15 protein-coding genes are annotated in these 21,229 nt (G+C 49.2%); 7 read left to right on the top strand and 8 right to left on the bottom strand.

The window, feature by feature from the left end; all coding sequences use genetic code 11:
• Positions 1-16: 16 nt before the first annotated feature.
• The 3 genes from BZJ17_RS12020 (at position 17) to BZJ17_RS12010 (ending at position 4,171) form a co-directional block, all read left to right on the top strand.
• Positions 17-1,159, top strand: coding sequence for an HDOD domain-containing protein (locus BZJ17_RS12020; RefSeq protein WP_077640880.1), 1,143 nt, complete (start codon positions 17-19; stop codon positions 1,157-1,159).
• Between the two features lie 67 nt (positions 1,160-1,226).
• Positions 1,227-2,555 (top strand): ATP-binding protein, encoded by a 1,329-nt coding sequence (locus BZJ17_RS12015; RefSeq protein ID WP_077640879.1) that lies wholly within the window; start codon positions 1,227-1,229, stop codon positions 2,553-2,555.
• A complete protein-coding gene (locus BZJ17_RS12010; protein WP_077640878.1) occupies positions 2,552-4,171 on the top strand; it encodes an EAL domain-containing protein in 1,620 nt (539 codons plus the stop codon). Before BZJ17_RS12015 ends, BZJ17_RS12010 begins: the two co-directional genes overlap by 4 nt.
• A gap of 12 nt (positions 4,172-4,183) precedes the next feature.
• On the opposite strand, the gene BZJ17_RS12005 is transcribed toward BZJ17_RS12010, so the two are convergent.
• The 6 genes from BZJ17_RS12005 to BZJ17_RS11980 form a co-directional block, all read right to left on the bottom strand.
• Positions 4,184-5,821, bottom strand: a complete 1,638-nt coding sequence (locus tag BZJ17_RS12005; RefSeq protein WP_077640877.1) for an ATP-binding protein — start codon at positions 5,819-5,821, stop codon at positions 4,184-4,186.
• Positions 5,822-5,824: 3 nt separating this feature from the next.
• Entirely contained in the window at positions 5,825-6,643 is an 819-nt protein-coding gene (locus BZJ17_RS12000) for a phosphate/phosphite/phosphonate ABC transporter substrate-binding protein (RefSeq protein ID WP_077640876.1), read from the bottom strand.
• Between the two features lie 240 nt (positions 6,644-6,883).
• Positions 6,884-8,089: an MFS transporter gene (locus BZJ17_RS11995; RefSeq protein WP_077640875.1), complete on the bottom strand. Its 1,206-nt coding sequence runs from the start codon at positions 8,087-8,089 to the stop codon at positions 6,884-6,886.
• Positions 8,089-9,408 carry a SidA/IucD/PvdA family monooxygenase gene (locus tag BZJ17_RS11990; RefSeq protein WP_241836800.1) on the bottom strand — a complete coding sequence of 440 codons (1,320 nt, stop codon included), beginning with the start codon at positions 9,406-9,408 and terminating at the stop codon, positions 8,089-8,091. Before BZJ17_RS11990 ends, BZJ17_RS11995 begins: the two co-directional genes overlap by 1 nt.
• Before the next feature lie 10 nt (positions 9,409-9,418).
• Positions 9,419-12,085 carry a GNAT family N-acetyltransferase gene (locus tag BZJ17_RS11985; protein WP_077640873.1) on the bottom strand — a complete coding sequence of 889 codons (2,667 nt, stop codon included), beginning with the start codon at positions 12,083-12,085 and terminating at the stop codon, positions 9,419-9,421.
• A 112-nt stretch (positions 12,086-12,197) separates the two neighbouring features.
• A complete protein-coding gene (locus BZJ17_RS11980; RefSeq protein ID WP_077640872.1) occupies positions 12,198-14,360 on the bottom strand; it encodes a TonB-dependent receptor in 2,163 nt (720 codons plus the stop codon).
• Positions 14,361-14,566: 206 nt separating this feature from the next.
• On the opposite strand from BZJ17_RS11980, the gene BZJ17_RS11975 reads away from it, so the two are divergent.
• Complete coding sequence (locus BZJ17_RS11975; protein WP_077640871.1) at positions 14,567-16,288, top strand: IucA/IucC family protein; 1,722 nt, start codon at positions 14,567-14,569, stop codon at positions 16,286-16,288.
• Positions 16,289-16,358: 70 nt separating this feature from the next.
• Here BZJ17_RS11975 and BZJ17_RS11970 read toward each other — a convergent pair whose 3' ends face one another.
• Complete coding sequence (locus BZJ17_RS11970; RefSeq protein ID WP_077640870.1) at positions 16,359-16,664, bottom strand: DUF496 family protein; 306 nt, start codon at positions 16,662-16,664, stop codon at positions 16,359-16,361.
• Positions 16,665-16,938: 274 nt separating this feature from the next.
• Positions 16,939-17,868 carry a chemotaxis protein gene (locus BZJ17_RS11965; RefSeq protein ID WP_077640869.1) on the bottom strand — a complete coding sequence of 310 codons (930 nt, stop codon included), beginning with the start codon at positions 17,866-17,868 and terminating at the stop codon, positions 16,939-16,941.
• Between the two features lie 402 nt (positions 17,869-18,270).
• Between BZJ17_RS11965 and BZJ17_RS11960 the strand changes: the two genes are divergently transcribed.
• The 3 genes from BZJ17_RS11960 to BZJ17_RS11950 form a co-directional block, all read left to right on the top strand.
• Positions 18,271-19,215: a chemotaxis protein CheV gene (locus BZJ17_RS11960; RefSeq protein ID WP_069586693.1), complete on the top strand. Its 945-nt coding sequence runs from the start codon at positions 18,271-18,273 to the stop codon at positions 19,213-19,215.
• A gap of 127 nt (positions 19,216-19,342) precedes the next feature.
• Complete coding sequence (locus BZJ17_RS11955; RefSeq protein WP_077640868.1) at positions 19,343-19,834, top strand: histidine phosphatase family protein; 492 nt, start codon at positions 19,343-19,345, stop codon at positions 19,832-19,834.
• A gap of 299 nt (positions 19,835-20,133) precedes the next feature.
• On the top strand, positions 20,134-21,229 hold a 1,096-nt coding region (locus BZJ17_RS11950; RefSeq protein ID WP_108743814.1), incomplete at its 3' end, for a hypothetical protein.

Below are 21,229 nucleotides of genomic sequence, written 5' to 3'. Positions count from 1 at the left end.
TAAATGCGAGGGAAGAATGGATAAGCCGCGTTTCCACATCATTTATGTTGATGATGACGAACTCACATTGAAAGCAATTGGTCGGGTTATTCGTCGTTTGAAACCTGACTGGACAATTAGTCTGGTCAAGAATCCCACCCAGTGGGAGAAAGGCGTATTAAATAATCAATCGCCATCTTTAGTCATCAGTGACTTACTGATGCCTAGACTTAAGGGTGACGCACTATTAGAGCAGGTCCGCGAGTGCTTTCCGGGCACAGTACGTGCACTGATCACCGGAGATACACGGCAAAAGATCACCGAACTGGCAACCCCCAGCGTGCACTTTGTTTTGCCCAAGCCCTTCTCTGAAGACGATTTTGCCAATGTACTCAACAGTGTTGAGCGCCTCTACAAATTGCCGATTGATAGTGAAACACGCAATCGCCTCATCGGTATCGAGGATTTTCCCGTTCTGCCTGATTGTGTCCGCCGGCTACGTGCCACGATTAACAATCCAAACTCTGACATGGAACAAATTGCACGGGTAGTGAGTGAAGAGCCGCCTCTGGTTGCTCGACTTTTGCAGCTGGCTAACTCGGCCTATCTGGGCTTTCGCAACCGAACTTGGTCCATAGAAACGGCGATCAATCGATTGGGTATTCAGTCAGTGGAATCCATCGCTGCCACTATGGTTGGGCACAATGCGTTTCAGCACTTGTCGACCAAAGAACACTATGCGGTGGTCGATGAACATATCGAACTGGCTAACCTAAGCAAATCACTGGGTGTCTTTTTAGGGCACGACAAAGCGCATGCTGAGCGCTTATATCTGGCATCTGTCTTGTCATCGTTGGGAGAGTTAATGGCACGAGAGCTAGGTTGTCGTGAAAGTGGCAATAATCCCATCTGTGATTTACCCACTCGCTTTGATACCGCGCTCATTGTGTCCAGCTATATCGTTATCTTATGGGGCTACGATTTTGAATTGGCAGAAATCGTTTTAGCCAGTGGTGAAGCGTCTTTGTTGTCTGACGGTGAACAGGCCAGTGATGGTGCACTCCTACATTACTGTCGCCAGTGGATTCACGCGAGCGATATCGAGAAAGCGAAACTTTTACAGTCATGGTCGGCGAATATTGGCGCTTTTTTTACTCAATCGTATAAGGAGACGATCTGAGTGTGTTGGTGGGTAATATACGACGTCGCTGTCTGTTTTTCCTGTCCGGTGAGTAGGGAGGGAAACCGTGAATAGCGACATGTCACTAGCACTGTTTAATCAATTGGCAATAGCGATATGCATCGTCGATCATGAGTACACCATTGAGAGTGCAAACGCGAGCTTCCTTGATCGCTTACCAGCAAACCAAGGTACAGTGGTTGGACGCTCACTATTGGCATGCTTTCCAGCCCACCGTCAATTTTTACAGCAAAACATCGATTCGGTCTTTTCGACGCAAACGCCCTTACTTTCCTCCGGCTCTGTCATCGTTGATACATCTTTGGAAGTGGGGAGCGACGCCGCACATAAGTGGCAAGACATTGAGTTTCTTCCCATCCCGTCAGCGTGTGGTGTGGTAACACAGGTTGCGATTTGTTTTTACCGACCCACAATGTTGGTGGCCCCGAAGCAAGACTCAGTCACCACCATGTCGGATAGTCAGCGACTCAAACGAAGCTCGGATGCCTATCAAGAAGTGGTTTCAGAGCTTAAGCAGCTTCAAAGCCAATTGCTTCAGTCTGAGAAAATGGCGTCGATTGGGCAAATATCGGCGGGGATTGCCCATGAAATCAATAACCCTATCGCTTTTATCTCGTCTAACATCCGCACCTTGTATGACTACTTAGAGAAATATTCCGCGTATGTCCATCAGTTGGATGAAAAGATTGATGCTACGGCGAACAAGGTGTTGAGCGCTGATAGGCAGGCGCTAAAAGATAAGATTCAGTTAGATTATCTACTCGAAGATGCCAGCGATCTCATTGAAGAGTCGTTAGAGGGTATCTCGAGAGTGATGACGATTGTCAAAGATCTCAAAGAGTTTTCCCGTGCTGATAATGGCGAATGGGTGTCAACCGATGTTCGTCGCGGTATCGACTCGACACTGAAGATTATCCACAACGAAATTAAGTATGCCATTGAGATCGAGAGAAACTATTCGCCACAGACGCCTGACATTATTTGTCAGCCCATGCAACTCAATCAGGTTTTTCTCAATCTGTTGATTAATGCAGCCCAAGCGATCGAAGGCGAGGGAAAAATTAAAATCCTTGTTGCGCCTCTTGATGATGAGCACTTAATGATAAAAATTAAAGATAACGGGCAGGGGATCCCTGATGAGGCGCTGACGACGATTTTCGAACCGTTTTATACCACCAAGCCTGTGGGGCAGGGAACGGGGCTTGGGTTGTCTGTCTCACGCGATATTATCGCTGCTCATGGTGGCCAGATTACGGTTAAAAGTGAGCTGGGAAAAGGGACAACGTTTACCATTGTGTTGCCGTGTTCAGATAACTGCGCCGACGAGATTGCCTCGTCTGATGAACAAGCGATAAGAGGAGGTCATAGCGCATGATGGCATACACGGAGATTCTATTGGTTGATGATGAGCCACATATTTTGCGAGCGTTAAAGCGAGAGTTGCGTCGTTTTGTAGCCTATATTCATACCGCAGAGTCGGGCCAGCAGGCGCTAGATATTTTATCCGAACATCACATTGGCCTTGTGATTTCCGATTACCGTATGCCGAATATGGATGGCGCAGAGTTACTGATTAACATCCATCAGCGTTATCCCGATATCGCCACCATTATGTTGTCCGGCCAAGCCGATCTAACGGGTGTGTCTCGAGCGATTAATGCTGGTGCGTTGAGCCAGTATGTGAGCAAACCATGGGACCGCGATGTGTTGTGCGACACGGTGAAAACCATTTTGACCCATAAACACGCGTCTTTGCCCAACGACACCCTGACTACCTGCTTATCAAAAGAGGCGCTCAACCAGAAAATTCAAGGTATGGCGGTAGACGCAAAAACACCGTGGCTTTTGGCGATCATTGATAACCAAGGCACGAGCAATCTTAATGACACCGAGTCGGTGATGCTGGGGAATCAACGTCTGCAAAGGGTGAGTGAACACTTGCATGAGTTGGAGGTATTCGAATGGTATCGGATCGCCGACAAATTTATTGCTCTGTTTGAGTATTCATCAGAAGGCCACCGGTTATTAAGCGAACTGATTGAACATTTGCATGCTGCAAAAGAGGAAAAAGACCTTTCAATGCAATTAATGCTCAGTGCGCTTCGCTCTTGGCAGGAATTGTCTTTCGAGGCCATTCAGGCGCGTAAAGCCGACAAAGCACCGCTCTACGATGCGCTCTATTGGCTACCTTGCCCTAAGGATCATCAAGACGATGCCAGTTTGGTTAGCTTGATTCGCGATATTGAGGCCAAGCACTTCGAGGCGTTTTTTCAACCTCAGTTAAATATTGTAACCAATGAAATTGATGGTTTTGAAGCGCTAGTGAGGCGTCGACTCGCATCGGGACACTACCAAAGCCCTGCGGAGTTTTTGCCATTATTGAGTCAATATCGACTTGAAGATGTGCTAACCACCTCGATGTTTGAGCAAGCACTGGAAGCGATTGGGCGACTACGTCAGGCGGGCTACGCGAAAACGGTGAGTGTTAATGTCACTGCAAAACAATTAGAGACTGGGTTTGTGGTTGATGTTATCCAGCACCTTTCGCCGCACTACCCCGATGAGATTGCACACCTTGAAGTCGAGTTGGTAGAAACTGACCGGATTGATGACTTTTCATTAACGCGCCAGCAAATGGAACGTTTGAAATCCCTCGGGATCTCCTGTGCGCTAGATGACTTTGGGACTGGTTTTGCGGGGTTTGAGTCCATGTGCGACCTCCCCTTTGATGTGATAAAAATAGATGGCCGCTTTGTTCGTAATATTGGTCAGAGTGAGATGGATGAAGTGATCCTGACTTCAGTGGGTCAGAGTGCGCGGCTGATGAACGTCGAGGTGGTGGCTGAGTGGGTCGAGAATCAAAACCAAATCGACTTTTTGAGAGAAAAAGGGTGTACGCGAGTTCAAGGTTATGGCATTGGCGCACCGTTGAGTCTAGATAATATTTTCGAATTTTTAGCGGATTTTAAAACACCCGAAACACCTCCATAAATCGGATGGCAGTTATGAGGCATGATTCTCAGCGGCGTCATCTGTCTGACAGAGTAAGGTGATAGCGGCTGTAGTGCCGTGGGTTGAGGAGGTAAGTTGTATTTCTCCTTGGTGATGACGAACAATATCATACACATAAGTCAACCCAAGCCCCATGCCTTGTCCAACCGGCAAGGTGGTAAAGAAGGGGTCGTAGACACGATGAGCCTGATCACGCGGTAATCCTGGTCCAGAGTCTTTCACGGTGATGGTGCACGAGTCACCCTTGTTTTCCCCCTCCACATCAATACGGTGTGCAACGTCTGGATTTCCCCGCTCACAGGCTTGCAACGCATTTTTGAGCACTTCTTTAAACAGCATCACCAGCTCCTCATAGCGTCCCATGACTGGAGGCAATTGATATACGTTAGCGGCGATCGATATCTTGAGACTCGTCGGTGGTGAGAGAGTATTCAGCGCCTCATCAATCACCGTAAAGATCTCAATGCTTTGAAAGTGTTGTCGTGTTTGTTGGCTGTAGCTGGAGTACTGCTGTAAGGCGGAAACAATATTGATCACGCGTTGCACACAGTCGTTGGCATCGGCAAGGCTATCACTAAAATCATCATAAAGGTCATCGGCATAGTGACGCTTTTTCCAGTGCGTGAGGGTTTCGAGCGGCTCTGATTGGTGAATGACGCGCTCGGCAATATCTGTCCACTTTTGGTAGGTGCCGAGATATTCTTGACACATTTTTAGGTTACTTTTCACTGCGCCGATGGGGTTATTGATTTCATGGGCAACCCCTGCCGCCATGGTCCCAATCGAGGCCATTTTCTCGCTTTCGACCAGCTTTTCTTGTGTTTGCTTGAGTTGATGGTTTATCTCACGGAGTTGATCATTGGACCGCACCAAATCGGCCGTGCGTCGCGCCACCTTGCTTTCTAGTGTCTGGTTGGCCTCTTCTAGGCGTTTTTGGTAGGTCGCAGTTTTGTTCTCGGAGTCACGTAATGCTTGAATCATATTGCTAAACGCGGCGGCCACACTGGCCAGTTCATCCTTCCCGTGGGTTGAAATGTGTACGTCTCGCTCGCCACTGGCGATGGTATCGGCAGCATTTTTAAGTTCTGATAAGCGCTGGGTCAGATAGCTTCCCAAAAGATAAGAAAACAATGCCACTAATAACATTTCGCCCAGCACAATCAGCATGCTCCAATTTTTCGCGTCTTTGATTTGGCTAAGCAGGCCGGTCAGGTCAAAGCCAATCCAGACCGAGCCAAACTCAATGCCAGATTCAGAAATGGTCGCGCGTACATCATACAACCCATCCGTGACGGACTGGGCATTCATCTCAAGAATGGCTGTATTGAAAGATTCAGGAAGGTTACCGGCCGATGATAAGACTCTCCCGTTATCGCCTAAAACCGCGACATACATAATATCGCTGTTATGGAGTAGCTCTTGAGTAAAAGAATCGACGGTGGCGAGATCGAACGATAACACCGCATTTTTTACCGTGGAGGCGAACAACTGCGTGGTGGAACTCGCGCGTTGATTGAGCCCTTGATAGTTGGTGGTTTCCAAATAATTGAGAGTTAATGTCAGCAGAATCGCCAACAGGATCGCCTCAATCAGGGCGACACCTAAGATGGTCTTTAATCGCAAGGACATGGGTTATTCACTCAGCAAGTGTTGCAACAGCGTAATGTTTAACGCTCTCACATCGTCCCAATCCTCATCTTGCGCGGATTCTATCCCTTTGAAGCTGATATTACCCAGCAGCGTTCGGCCTTTTTCACTTTCATTCATGGAGAGAAAGGCGGCTTTAATCGCGTCGGCTACTTGAGGGTCAAGGTCGGGATGAAACGCGAATGCATGAGGCGTATAGCCGGGCGTTTTCCATAACACGCGTAACTGCTCGCTCACTTTAGCATTGGTATTGTTAAAGGTGCGCTCAATGCCGCCGCCGGCAATAAAGAAATCTCGTGCAACGTTCAAATACACCGAGTCATGGGACGAGACATATTGTGGCGTAATGCTGATACCTTGATTCTTCAGCGCGGCACGTGGCACCACACTGGCCGCAAACGCGGCGGGGGAGGGAAAGGCTAAGCGTGCTCCGTCGAGCTCCTCAAGGGAGGAAATGGACGCTTCTTTTTTGACGACTAGAATACCGTGAATCCGCTTATCTTTTTGTTTCGCAAATGCTTGGTAGCCAGGCTTTTGGTGGAAAACGGTGTAGTGATAAGGATTCATATAAGCGACATCGTATGCACCGGTGAGCACACGTCCTTCGAATTCGGGAATGTCTTTGGCAGTGCGAAAGACAAGGTTGTAACCTGATTGTTGAGAGACGTATTCTAAAATCGGGCCCCAGTTATTAGCCAATGTAATCGCAGATTGCTGTGGCACGATACCAAAGGTAATGTCTTTCGCGTGTGCATGGCTGGTAAAGGCAATGCCCAGTATCAGTGACAACAAGATTCCTTTCATTTGCGCATCTCTCACCCAGTAGCTGACGATCTATTAGACAGTGTAGTTAGCTGCATCTATCCTTGCCACGCCATTCCGTGTGATTAACTCAATGAAATCAGGTTGTAACCTGAGAACCTTTGTCTTCTTTCTAATCTCAGAGCATTGTTCGCCCTCGGTGATAAGCTGATGTTCACGTCCGAGGGCGAGAAAAGTGGCAGGAGGTGTGCGCAGTGGCAGTGTCTCTGCTCTATGAGTGAGTTAACGAGGCGAAGCCGCAGGTTTGATTACCAGTACCCCAATGACAACGGTGCAAGAAAGCAGCAGGCAGGTTAACGTAGGCAGGGGCGGATAATTTAACGTGAGCGTTGCTAACAGGGAGGCGAACCCATAACCCAGCGTATGGGCCATCGCGATATAACCACTGACTTTCCCCGGTTCATGATCGAACCGTTGCATCGCTTGGCTGGTATAGGCGGGGATAAGAAGTGCACAGGCAGCTGATATCACCAGCATTGCCATCACTAACACAGCAAAATGTGGCACTAATAGCAGGGCGTAGCCGGTCACCATACTGATTGCGCCGAGGCTTAGCATACGCTCGGTGCTCAGACGCTGTCTTTTTACCACTAACACTTGTACGGCTAAGGTGGCGATACCGCTTAACGTCAGCAAATAGCCGATGGCTTGGCTAACTTTATCGGCGGACCATTCGGTGAGGTGATTGAGCATGGGGGTGAGATTGTATTGCAATAGAGCAATCGCTGCACACACGGCAAGGCCGTAACCCATGTAGGGCCAAATGGCTTTTGGCGCGAGCCATAGACGGGCGGATGAATGAGGTTCGTCCTTTTTACCCGCGCAGTGAGGCATCATGCTGATAGCGATTGCGCCTAATAGTGGCAGTAATAGCATCAGCGTCAGTGACGCGTAGGGGCTGATCACTAGCACTGCCGAGGCAATCAGCGGGCCAGCTAATCGGCCGAGGCTTAAGCCAATACTGATGGAGGTAATCGCTTGCATACGACGCGCCTCACCGGCGAGTAACACGGCCCAATGCTGATTGGCCGGCACCATCCCTGCGACCGTTAAGCCGTAGATCACCCGTGCCAGTACCGCAAGCGATAACCAAGGCCATTGGATAGCGCTGCTTTGCGCACCCAATGTTGCAGTAAGCAATAACGCGAAGCTAATCGCCATGCCGGTTAGCGCTTGCAGGACCACAAACTTGGGACCATGTTGGTCGCTGATCCGTCCCCAAAATGGCGCGGCGGGGAGAAACAACACGCTCCCCACGGCAATAATCACGGCCCATGTCGACAGTGAAAAGCCACCTTGTGCTACCAGCAGGGGGAGCGAGACCAAGAGTCCATTCTGACCGATGCCCATCAAGGCAGCAATCAAGGTCAAGGTGATCGGTTGCCACCTTTCGGTTTGTCTCGCCGCTTGTGTGTGTGCGTGGGCCATTACCAACCTGCTACTTTTTGCATTTTCGGTGTGGAAGAGGTGGACGCCGCCAGTGTCCAATCAAGCAGACCGTGGTGATGGGCAATATCGTACAGTGGTGTATCGTTAATCGCATTGATAATGGTGGCGGCCCTCCATGCCGCAAGGCTTAGTTGCGGCTCAATAATGCCGTGACAATGCGTGCCGACATTCATCATATACAACGCCTGAGCGTAGCCTTCTCGCATCTTTACTCGGTAGTGCGCATTCACACTTGGCCGACCTTTGTCATCGAGGTCAAGACAATCGCGCAGGGTACCGAGACACTGAGGCAGGGCACGAGAAAATCCGGTACACAAGATAACCACGTCTGCATCGACTGTCGCTGAGTCACCGGTCAACGTTGCTGTTGTGGTTAACTGGTAACCGGATGGGTGCGATTGCATACCCGTGAGTGTTTGTCCCGGAAGCAGTCGCCACCACGGCGGTGACCGGCGTACATATTTATCATGATAGAGGCGTTGGTATAGCCCTTGTAAGCAATTCTCGGTGATCCCATCACTGGCCAGCTTTTGTTGTGCAAGTTGAGTGTGTTTGACTTTGGGGTCGAGACCGTGAAACTGCTCTGCATAGTCAGGCATAAAATACTGATCAGTAAACGGGTTCTCATCCAGCCCTTGTAGGTTAGGGCGGCGAGATATCCAATCAATATGCGTGACTTTGCCAAATTCACCATCAAAGAGGTGCTGGAAGACATCGGCACCGGTTTGGCCACCACCAACAATGGCGACTTTTTTACCCCTTAGGTCCGGTTGTCGAAGTGCCAATTCGCTGGCGTGAAAGACCTGCTCACCCACAAATGGTTCAGCACAGTCAGGCATAAACGGCTGAGTACCGGTACCAATGATCAGATGATCACAGGTCAATTGCCCGTGTGGCGTATTCACGGCGAAGCCTGAGCCGTGTGGCGTAATGTTAACGACGGGTGTGTCGAATTGGGTATTGGGAAGCTGGTGAGCCACCCAAGCCATATAATCTGAAAACTCTAACCGCGAGACCGTCTGTTCGCCCCGCGCCGTAAAAGGATAGAACTTCTTGGTTTTAACCAGATAATTAATAAACGTATAGGGACTGGTTGGATCAACCGCCGTCACCATGTCTTTCAGGTACGAGGTTTGCATTTTTGCATCATCCAGCAATAAACCGGGATGCCATGCAAAGCGTGGCTTTTGCTCAACAAACAAACTTGAAATCGTTTGAGTGTGGGGAGCCAGCAGTGCCGCCGCACTGAGATTAAAGGGGCCAAGCCCGACACCTAAAACAGAGTAATGCCTTGTCATCACTACATCCTTATTGTGCATACTGCGCGAAAAAGTCGTTACGTTCACATTGCAACAGTGCGGCGCGCTTATGCGGGAAATCGAATTCTTTTTGTTTTTTCATGCCTACGCCACGGCTAATGCGTACCACACGCCAATTTGCCGCGTTCGGCTCTCCCATCACATTTATGGTTCGACATTCGGCTAAAAAGCAGTAGTGAATGAGCGATTGCGCCCACGCTTTAAAGTATTGGCGGCCCATAAAGTTAGGGTTACCCACTAGCATGTGAACCCCACGATCAAAGGCATCGACATCGTAATAAGGCCCAAGCCGGTCTTCGGCGACCCAATAAATTTCAAAGTAGCCGAAAGGCTGGCCATCAAACTCGCCAATTACGGGGATAAGATGTGCGTCATGGTGCACCTTTTGCAGATATTGGCGATGAAAGTCGAGCGAGCCCTCTAATTCCCAAATCGGAGCAATATCCGGATGGTTATGCCATGCGTGAAAGCATGCAAGATCACGTTCTGTTTCTACCGGACGCAGCGTCAGGGTGCGTTTGAGGTGATAAAAGTAGCGACGATAGAACACACCTTGTGGTTTTTCAGGCCGCGTTGGGTGGGTTAAGCCGTTGTCTGCGGTTTGGTATCCCTCATTGGAGGGGGCCTGAGCTTGGTGCCAAATCGGGCAGTGCTGTTTAAACTGCGACAGCGTCAGTGGTGTGCCGGGGGAGACGACGGATTGCAGAGCGTGAGGGTAATCACTGGCATGCAGTGCTTGGCACTGATGCTGATAAAAGGCGTGTTCAACGGCCGACCACCAGAGTGATTCATCATTGCAATAGCGCGTGGTTAGTGTCGCGGTGTCATTGTCCGGTTGGTGCAGCACGAAGGTCGCTTTGGCTTGACCATGCTCCATCACGTCGATGAGGTGATAAGACGCGTCGAGCAAGTGGCTGCGAAGTCCCACGGTGCGATCAAGATTGACCGGTTTAAATACCCATGAGCCCAGTGCGTTATCACCATAAAATGGGTTATCGATATCCGTGTAAATTTGACTGGGATCGGCCAGTGTCGCTTCATTGTGATCGGCGAGGAAAGTTTGGAAGTTCCGTTTCCAGTGTAGGGTCGGCGAGTCGAGAAGATAGTCATACAGGCGGCTATCCACAGGGTGGCTCGCTCGCCACGTTGCGAAAGCTTGACGGCAGACCTGCCACAAACGCTGCTCGGTGACACCGGTAGCTTCGCTGATCGTGGAAAGTGTATTGATTAGCGTATTACCAATCAGATAGTAACTCAGATATGGGTCAACCTTGTTGGCTGTGACGTAACAGCTTGGTAACCCTTCACTGAATGCATCGGGGAACAGCGTAGGGGCAGGGTCGGTGACCCAAATACCTTGGCAGTCTCTGTACATCATGGCACTAGGCAAACCGTGCGCGGTACGCAGCAAGATATTTTGCTGGTGGGCCAGTAACAAAATGCCATAATCGCTGCGCGCCAAACACAGGGGATACAGAATATGGTCCAAGAAGGCGGCTAACCAATGATGTGCGGCGTCGTGCTGTGTCCATTGATGATGTTGTGCGGCTTGCGCGATCAGCGCGCCAATTTGGCTGCCTTGCCCATGTGGCTGGTTGATACTGGCGAGCAGGTGGACATCTTGATCGGCTTGGTGGGCGAAAATATTGTCGCGCAAGCTCACCAAAGGCAGTGATAAAGGCTCACCTTGCTCGGACAAAATGGTGCACCAGACCGGCTCCTCGATAAAGGTCGTCGTGGGGGTTCGCTGCTGCAGCGTTTGTCCGGGGGCTGCGTTGAGCATTTTACTTAGTAAGGTACCACGCTTGGCTTCGGTGGCGGTTAATAGCCGTACCGAGTTAGTGAGCTTGACAGGCAGAGAGACTTTTAACATCCACGGATGGTCGGGATGATAGATGGCGCGTGACGATGAAGTGGCCAGCCAGCCGCTACTGGTTAAGGCTAAATCAATCACGCTGTTTTTGAGTGCACGTGCGTCATCACTGTCACGCCATGCTTGCGCTTGTAAAGGATGCATGGGCAAGGGAAGCCAGCCTTGCGGCAAATTGGCCGCATGGGTTAAGCCTACGCTATCGACAAACAAGGATTGCAAGGTGTCGAGTACATCATGGTTAACCCCTTCACCTGTCCATTGCCCCGGCGCAACCGCAAACCATTCAATCGCAAATGACTGCGCAAATTCGGGTAGATACGCCTCTTGCTGTTCGGGCGTCAGTGGTTCATTGCTCTTGGGGGCAGGGTGCATGCTATGACCGCCGGTCAGAGACTGCTCCGATTCGATAAAACGCTGTGGCCAGCGGTCAGCGAACCTGTGTTGCCAATGTGCTTCTGCTCGCTGTACATAGGCGTCAGACTGGCTAACACGTGATGCAAAGCGGTCGAGACGCTCGCCACTAACCTCAGGCACTGATTGCGCGATACGGTAAACCGCATCGGCAAAGGTAGTAGGGACAGTTTCACCGTCGCTACCGCGCCACAGTATGTCACCTTGATAACGATGACGGCCGGCTGCTGAGGTGTAGGTGAGCGGTAATAATAATTCGCCCTGTTCACACGGGAAACTGACGTGGTCAGGCTGACCTTTTATCACACGCGTGTGTGGGTGCTCGACAAACAACGCATTGAAAAACGCATTTAAACTCAGGGGATGTGTCATGACAACTCCTTACAGACACGGGCTTACTAAGGCAATGTTGTGGTGCAACTATGGGTGAAACAAATTAGGAGAAAAGGCGCCCAGCGAGGACTGGGCGCGAAAAGGAACATAGTTAAAACGTGGCGCTGTAGCTTAAACTAAAGGTGCGCCCTACGCCGGCGTAGTCAAACATGTCGGCGCTAGCGAGGCCGCTATAGACTTTCTGTGCTTTTTGGCTCCAAATCGTTTGATAGTCTTTATCAAACAGGTTTTGGATGCCGAAATTAATTTGGCCGACCGGCAACGTGTAGTAACCATTAAGGCCGACAAGCTCATAGCCCTCAAGGCGGTCGCCATCTTCATCAGATAGATCGCCAACGTGTTGGAGGTTTAGCTCGGTGCCCCAATCGAAGTTATCGTAGCCTACTGCCGCCATCGCAGTGGATGGGCTCGCATTGTAGATACTCAGCTCATCCCAATGGCCATTATCTTTAATTTCGCTTTGCACGAGGTGACCTTGCGCGCGGCTATACCAAGTGTCAGTGAGGTAGTATTTGATTTGCCCTTCGAGGCCATAGATACGCTGTTTGTCACTATCTAAGGTGACATCGAGATCGTTGTTGTACTTGTACGACTTGTCTGAAATCGAGTAGTACGCGGCGACTTGCGCATTGTAGTCTTGTTGCTGAGTGCGCCAGCCTAGCTCAAAGGAGTTGGTTTTTACGCCGTCCAATTCCGTGTTTTGAACACTCACGCTATTGGTGAGGGTACCGCCTGAATATTTGCCTTTGCCGTAGAATTTACCTGGGTCGGGCATGTTGAAGCCTTGACTAAAGTTAGCCCAAACTTGTTGGTTGTCGGTTAGGTCGTACTTGAGTCCCGCATTCGCAAGCCAAATATCCTTGTCTGTGGTGCCGCCTGGGATGGCATCCGCATCTGGCAATAAGCCGAGTAGAATATAGGCTTGCTGGGTGAAGCCGATAAAATCACTGCCTTTGTACTTGGTGTACTGGTAGCGCAATCCGGCAAAGGCATTTAACTTATCGTTAACGGCCCAGTCTGCTTGAGCAAACACACCGGCATTTTGGGTATCAAAGTCAGGATAACGACCGATCGTGCCCTTTTTCTCAAACTCTAAACCATGACTTGTTGCACTGGTTGTTGAATCATAGACGTATTGCTTGGCGCGGAACTCTTCCTTGCTGTAATCCAACCCATAGTTCAGCGTGAGGTTATCCCAGTTTTTCTCCAGTAAGACTTTTAGGCCGTAAACATCGTTGCTTTGCTCTGAGCCGCTAAATAGACCTTTACGCGGAAACGGGAAATAGCCGAAGGTTTCTTCTCGATAATAGGCTTGTGCGAGTAAGGCATGATTCAGCACATTGGTATGGCTATATTGGGTGTTGAGCATCAAACGTTCAGTGAATGGTTGCTCATCAAGTTTGAGCCCTTTACGACGCTCAACGTCACTTTTTAGATCGGTCGTATCTTCAAACCAGATCCCGTAATCACTGTCTTGCTGACTGTCATAGTATTGAGCAGTTAGGGAAAGGTGCTGTTCGTCATCAGGGCGGTAATCTAGGCTACCCATCACATCAATGCTGTCATTGAATTGGGTATCGGTTTGGGTTACATCGGGCAAAATAGGATCGCCATTACCGTCGTAGGCCGCACCTTTGCCTTCATACGCCACGGATAAGCGCCCTTGCAAGCTATCACTGCCGCCGGATACTGCGACCGCGGCTTTTTTGGTCAGGTCGTCGCTGTTGTTAAACCCAGTGGTGACGCCGGTGTGAACCTCAAGTTGCGCATCGCCCGCTTCACCGCGTTTGGTGATAATATTGATAATACCGCCGGTTGCCCCCGCGCCATAAATGGAAGTCGCGCCTGATAGTACCTCAACACGTGCGACATTAAAGGGATCGATACTATCCAGTTGGCGGCTGATGGTGCGAGCGGCATTTAGTGCGACGCCATCAATCATGATTTGTGCGCTGCGGCCACGCAAATTCTGTGAGGCATTGGTACGCGCGTTAGTGCTGCCAAAGTCAAAGCTTGGGATCAGCTTTCCGAGCGCGCCTTTTAATGACTCACCGCCTTGAATTTCACGRGTTAGTTCTTCATTGGTAATCACCCAGTTGGTGCTGGCGGAATCGGCGATCGTGGTCTGAATTTTACTGCCAGTTACGATGATGGTTTCAGTATTGGCCGCAGAAGGGGCGGCATGGGCAAGGTGTGCGCCAATCACTAAGGCCAGTGGGGTCAGTGAGAGGTCAACTACTTTTTTAGACTTCATATTTATCCTTATACAACATAAAGCTGCAGGGCTCAGTGAGCCTGCGTCCCTGCAGTACGTCTACGTCACTACCTAATTATTTATCATCAAATGATAATAGATATCATTATGATTATTGATATTTGTCCTTGTTGTCAATACATTGATAACCGAATTGCCACATTTCATCTAATTCGGTGAAAAATAACGCATAAAGGACGTAACAAATGCAGGGGAATTATTGGCAAGCAGCCAATCAGAAACTGCTCGCAAAAGCGATCAGTGAGCTTCATTTCGAAAATGTGATTACGATTGACCATCTTGAAGGGCGCCAGTTTAGGTTGACGCTGCCTGATATAGAGTGGCGGTTTACGGGCACCATGAGCATTTGGGGAATGGTGATGGTAGATAGTGGCAGCGTGTCACGGGGCGACAACCACCATCCAGAATTGATTGCATTAGTGATGGACTTGCAGCCTGTTATCGATATGGCGCCTTTGCACCTTGGTGGTTTTATCGAGGAGTATCAAGAAACACTCATTGCGGAACAACAGCATCTCGCGATGCTTAGCACCCTGCCAGCCGATAAACTCGTGACGTTATCAGAAACCGATCGCCAGCCCTATTTGGATGCTCACCCCAAGGCGCTCGCCAATAAAGGGCGATTAGGCTGGGGCCAGCAAGATAGCCAACAGTATGCGCCTGAGTATGGCAACACATTTGCGTTGCATTATCTCGCTGTACATCGAGCATGCGCACGTTATGGCTTTGGGGATGGATTCGAGCAGGCCTCTTTACTCTCGGAGACCCTATCACCAGCCGCTTATGAGGCACTCATAACGCGCTTAGCGGTCGATAAACGGGATGATTATCTGATTATGGCGGTGCATCCGTGGCAGATGCAGCGTTATATTTACAGCCAATATGCGTCATTACTTGCCTCTGGTGACATCATTGATCTGGGCACGAGTGAGGAACAGTGGCGTCCACAGCAGTCGATTCGTACCTTGAGTCGGGCGGATGAAGGCGGCAAGTACGACGTAAAAACAGCATTAACCATTCTCAATACCTCTTGCTATCGCGGCGTACCGGGGAGCTTTATTGCCCATGGCCCAGTGCTGTCAAAATGGCTGTCAACCTGTGTACGCGAGGATGCGTTATTGTCGCGTCTTGGCATGCATGTGCAGCAGGAAGTCGCCGGTGTGTACTGCCCGCAGCCTTATCAGGCACAAATAGACAGCTGTTACAAATATCATGAAATGTTGGGATGCGTTTGGCGTGAGCGTGCCGAAAGCCTGTTACCGTCTCATCAGCGACCCATGAGTATGGCGACTCTGATGCAAGCGGGTGGCGATGGGGTCAGCTGTGTCGAAGCGCTGATTGCGCGTACCGTGCTAACACCTAGCGAATGGTTGCAGCGTTTGTTTGATTACGTTGTTGTCCCCCTTTATCACTTGCTGTGCCAATACGGGATTGGGTTAGTTGCGCATGGGCAAAACATTACCGTGGTGCTGGAAGACGATATCCCTGTAGGTTGCATGATCAAAGATTTTCATGGTGATTTACGCTTTGTCGATCAACCGTTTCCAGAGTTGGACAGCTTAGATAAACGCGTGCGAGCGGCGATCAAGCACTTGCCGCCACACTATCTGGTGCATGATTTATATACGGGACACTTTGTGACTACGCTGCGTTTTATTTCGCCGTGGTTTGTATCGCTTGGAATAAGCGAGGCTGAATTTTATCGTCAGTTAGGTGACACCCTTCGTCGCTATCAACAGGCGCATCCGCAGCTGAATGAACGCTTTAGGTTGTTTGATGTGTTGAGTGAGACGAAAGAGAAGGTTTGTATCAATCGGGTCAGATTTAACATCGGCTATGATGATAGCAACGAACGGCCCATTCCCATGTTTGGTGAGGCGATTCGCAATCCACTGGCTGAGGCGTAATGCGCATACTTAACGAAAAATACCCGCAATAGGCGGGTATTAACACTCAAGTTAGCGTGAGAGGTTTAGCTTACTTACCGCTTTTACTTTGCTTGGTGAGCTCTTTGATGTTACGGCTAATTTCACGACGCTGTTTGGAGATTTCTGCGTTCTTAATGATGTAGTCATCGACGCGGTCTTCGTAATCACCTTTCATATTCTTGATGATTTCGACGATGTCTTCATAGGACATCTCAGGTTGGATGTAGTCGAGCAAATTTTCTAGCAGCACAACGCGTTTTTGGTTGTCGCGGATTTTCTTGTCGTTGTCTTGGATTTCGCGTTTGAGTTTGTTCTTTTGTCGTGAGTGCTTAACGATCTCGTATACGCTGGTCATAGTAGTCGCCTTCTATTTTTTGAAGTATGAAAAAATTAAACCACAAGCGCACGGCCAAACCCAGCCTTTTCGCGCTTGAAGTGAGGAGTTTTTCATCAATTGAACCGATAAAGGATCTGATTTGGGATACAAAGGATGTGCCATTGGGGAGAGACTGGCGAAAGACATGCCTAAACCACCTTATATCCGATTAGAACGTGATGTTGGCAAAGATAGCAGACTCGCATTGACAGTGGTATGACACATATCAAAGCCAGCCTGCTCGGGATAGCGATCAGTAGTTGGTTGGCGTACCTTCAAGTTTTACTGAAGAGCCAGAGGTTTTTAGCATCGCGCCACGTAACATGGCTTGAACGAGCTCGGTGGCGTCGAACTTTGTCAGTGCTTCGTGCGCACCGACTTGTTTGGCGCGATCCACACTAATATCACTCGACAGCGACGTATGGAGGATCAGGTACGCTTCGGCCAGCTTGTCATCGCTACGAATTTCAAAGGCAAGCTCATAACCGTCAATGCCAGGCATCTCGATATCGCTAACAATAATGTCAAACGGTTTTCCAGCCGCGGCCGCGTTTTTCATCATATCCAGCGCTTCTGAACCATTGTTTGTGACGTAGTAAGGAATATTTATACTATCTAAGGCTTCTGATAGCTGTCGTCGCGCTGTGATCGAGTCATCGACGAGCAAAATATTCATTGGTTTCAATTTTTCACGATCGACGTCCGATAAGACAGGGTGCAGTTTATCCGGATCGGATGGGAAAATATGCTCCATGATATATTCGACATCCAACAGCTGAACCAGCTTTTCGTCGATTTTCATTACGCCAGTTAGAAACGCACGAGTGCCCAGTGTTTGAGGTGGTTCGGCGATCGAACGCCAGTCGCATTCACTGATCTTTTCGATGCCACGCACCAAAAAGCCCATCACGCGTCGTTGGCAATCAGTGACGATGATGTAACACGACTCCCATTCTGACTTATCGACTGGCTTGTAACCAATCGCTTTTGCCATATCAATGACAGGAGTGGCGATGCCACGGAAACTGGTAGTTCCTATTACTGTGGGGTGAGAGCCGGGCAAATCCGTTAGCGGCTGAAAAGGGATAATCTCCCGCACCTTTAGCGTCCCGATCGCAAAAGATTGCGTCGGGGTCAGGCGGAACATCAACATGCCTTGTGATTGATTGGCTTTGCTCTTCATAGCATCACTCTACGTGTAATCGTAATAACGGTGTGTATTTTATCAGCATTATGCGTAAGACACATCTCCCCATTATGATAGGGGGGATTAGACAGAACATAAAATTTTTCCGTACTATTGTCTCATATTTGAAACTTATTGATAGTGTGAATTAAATGCGCGATTTCGCACGCTTTCCGGTCAGCAGTCATGCTAGGCTAATGACGCAGAAAAACACGAAGACAGAGCCAGACACAGTGCAATAGGTTGCCTGTCGTCATTTCTTACCTAAAATAAGGGTAATAGCTTTTTTGTCACCGTGTTACGTAAATGACAAAAGTGCATGATTAGGTGCTCGTCCTCGAGCTATCACGCGCATCGGATATACGCCTTTTAAGAAGTAAACCAACGGTTGAGCAAACTATGACCAATATTTTAGATTCGGTAGATTCGCGTACGCGGCTGGTGGGGGAGAACCGCCTAGAGCTTTTGATGTTTTATCTTGGCACCACGCAACCTTTTGCCATCAACGTTTTTAAAGTGCGTGAAGTCATTAAAGTGCCTCGACTCAACCAAATGCCCGGCTCGCATCCGAATGTGCGTGGTGTGGCGATGATCCGAGGAAAGTCGATTCCTGTGATTGACCTGCGCCAGTCGATTGGCATGGGCTCGATCGGGGTGTCGGATGATTGCAACGTGATCGTGACCGAGTACAACCGGACGATACAGGCGTTCTTAGTTGGCCAAGTCATCAATATCAAAAACATGGGCTGGGATGAGATTATGGAGCCGCCCAAAGGCACCGGCCGAAATAACTACCTGACTGCGATCACTCGCCAAGACTTTGATGGCCAAACGCGCCTTGTGGAAATTGTTGACGTTGAGAAAATCCTGGCTGAGATTGTCGCGTATGAAATTGGCATATCAGAAGACGTGCTCGATCCTCAACTCACACCATATATGGCAGGGCAGCGTGTCTTGGTGGTGGATGATTCGTCAACAGCACGCGCACAAGTCAGTGATACCCTGTCTCAGTTTGGTGTCGAATGTATTATGAAAAAAAACGGTGCCGAGGCGCTGCAATTACTTAAAAGTTGGTGTGATGAAGGCAAAAATGTCAGCGATGAGATCCTATTGATGATCACCGACGCTGAGATGCCTGAGATGGATGGCTACAAACTAACGCATGAGGTGCGCTCTGATAGCCGAATGAGTGACCTTTACATCGCACTTAACACCTCATTGAGTGGTAGTTTCAACGAGGCCATGGTTGAAAAAGTCGGCTGCAACCAGTTTATCTCTAAGTTTCAACCTGACTTGCTCGTGAACGTTGTCCAAGAGCGGCTACGTGAAGTGGTGGCAAGCTAAGGCAACGCGTGACAGCAATGTGCCTTTTGAAGCGAGCCTTGGCTCGCTTTTTTGTTGATTAACGGGGTGGGCGGACGGATAAAAAGCCATGTTGATGTGAAAAGTGCACTCGGTTTAAGGAGGTAGAATGAAATACCTGTTTTTGATGCGACATGCGAAATCCAGTTGGGATGATCCTAGCTTAGATGATCACGATCGGCCATTAAACCCAAGAGGATTTCGTCAAGCCCCTTTGATGGCTGATCGCCTTAATGCTTGGTTATTGCAGCCTCAAACCATTGTAACCAGCTCAGCGCAGCGAGCGAAAGATACCGCGGTTTTGGTGGCGCAGACCCTTAATGACAAGCCACCTATCCTCGTCGACACCGCCTTATATACCGAGCACAGTGGTGCGATTACTGCCGTAGCGAAACAGTTGGATGATCGTCATCAAACCGCGATGATCATTGGTCATAATCCTGCGTTGAACCTTTATCTCCAACAGGTGGGCATGTACAAAGAGAATTTACCCACGTCTGGAATAGCGGTGGTGACGTTTGAGACGACATCGTGGCAAGCGATCAACGAGGTGGATGCGCAGCTGATTTACCTTGATTGGCCAAAGCGTCAAGTGAGTTAAGTCATAATCGACACTATATCTAGTTGAAGACAAACTACATTTAGATGAGAGAGGAAAAAGTTATCTACTAAAGCTGTGGATAACCCCGTTAATTTCTTTGTTAGCTTTCTTCTGAGCCCTGTATACATGGGGTACGAGCGGGATAATTAAAAAGGTGGTGATAAATTAACCGCCAATGACGTGTCATATAATTGTCATTATGATGACGCAATAGACTGAGGTTGTGGAATAATAGTATCGTTTTCAGGCAGTTTTTCTGCTGCCGCGTTAGTATTCCATTAAGTAGTAGGAGAGTAGGATTGATCACGGTAGATAAACATGAAGGCTTATCGGTTCGCGTTGCCATTCTTAACGAGGAGATTAGTGCACAAGAAGTCGATTTCTACTTGTTTGTCCCGGGAGAACTGAAGTTTGGTAAGCATGTCCTGAACGAGGATGAATTCTACCACCGCGTGCTGTCAAATAGCCGCACCTATTTTACCTCCCGCTACCACTTACCTTTGGTGCACTCTCGTTTAGCTAGCCGAGAGAAATTACCCACTGAGCAATATCGGGTCAGCCTGAGTTTGTATGCCTATCAATACGCCCTCTCATTAGAAAAAGCTACGCACGACTTTTTTGAGTCGGTCTCAGGGTTGGAAGACGAAGATGCACTTGAGCAACTGGAAGATACCATCGAGATGGCGGTGGAAATTTTACGCCGTTTGCGTCGTTATAAACCGCAAGATACTAAGCTGGTTAAGTATTACAACAACATTGATAATTACCTCTCATGGCTGACTGAGCAGCGGTTCCTATCGCTTCTAGCGCATATGCCTCGTGGTTCGGTGTATAAAACCATCCGCCAACAACTGGTGGAGCTTTGCGAAGCGGAAGAAGCCCATCGTTTGGTCAATCGCTATAATTCTGACAAAGCTATCAGCGACCCGACCCGTATGGTGAACAAAATGCGCCTGTTACGTCGCTTGATTGAGTTTCCCGTCACCATTCGCCAAAAACCGGAAGCTTTGGGTAAGAACCTCAACAAACTCGCGAAAGCCTCGGCGACAGCGTTTGTGATGCTGTTTGTCACGACTGTGATTGTGCAGGCGCGGCAGTATTTGGGCGAAATAACCTTATCGTTTGTTTTGGCGATGGCCGGGATCTATGCATTGCGTGAGATTTTCAAAGATGATTTGCGTGACGCGCTATGGCGATGGATTCGTAAAGGGCGGCCCAAATGGCGCAAACGCTTTATTGACCCCACCTCGAATAGACAGATTGGTCGGCAGTTGGAGTGGCTCGATTATATCGATTTTACTGCGCTGCCGGATGAAGTTAAAAAGCTGCGTCGTGGCAAGCTGCGTCAACAAGAAGAGGCTGTGGTGCGCCTAAAGGTTAAAACCCAGCTAGAGA

The organism is Salinivibrio sp. IB574, from assembly GCF_001996205.1.
GTDB classification, from domain to species: domain Bacteria; phylum Pseudomonadota; class Gammaproteobacteria; order Enterobacterales; family Vibrionaceae; genus Salinivibrio; species Salinivibrio proteolyticus.
This window is presented reverse-complemented; position numbering and strand designations above follow the sequence as displayed.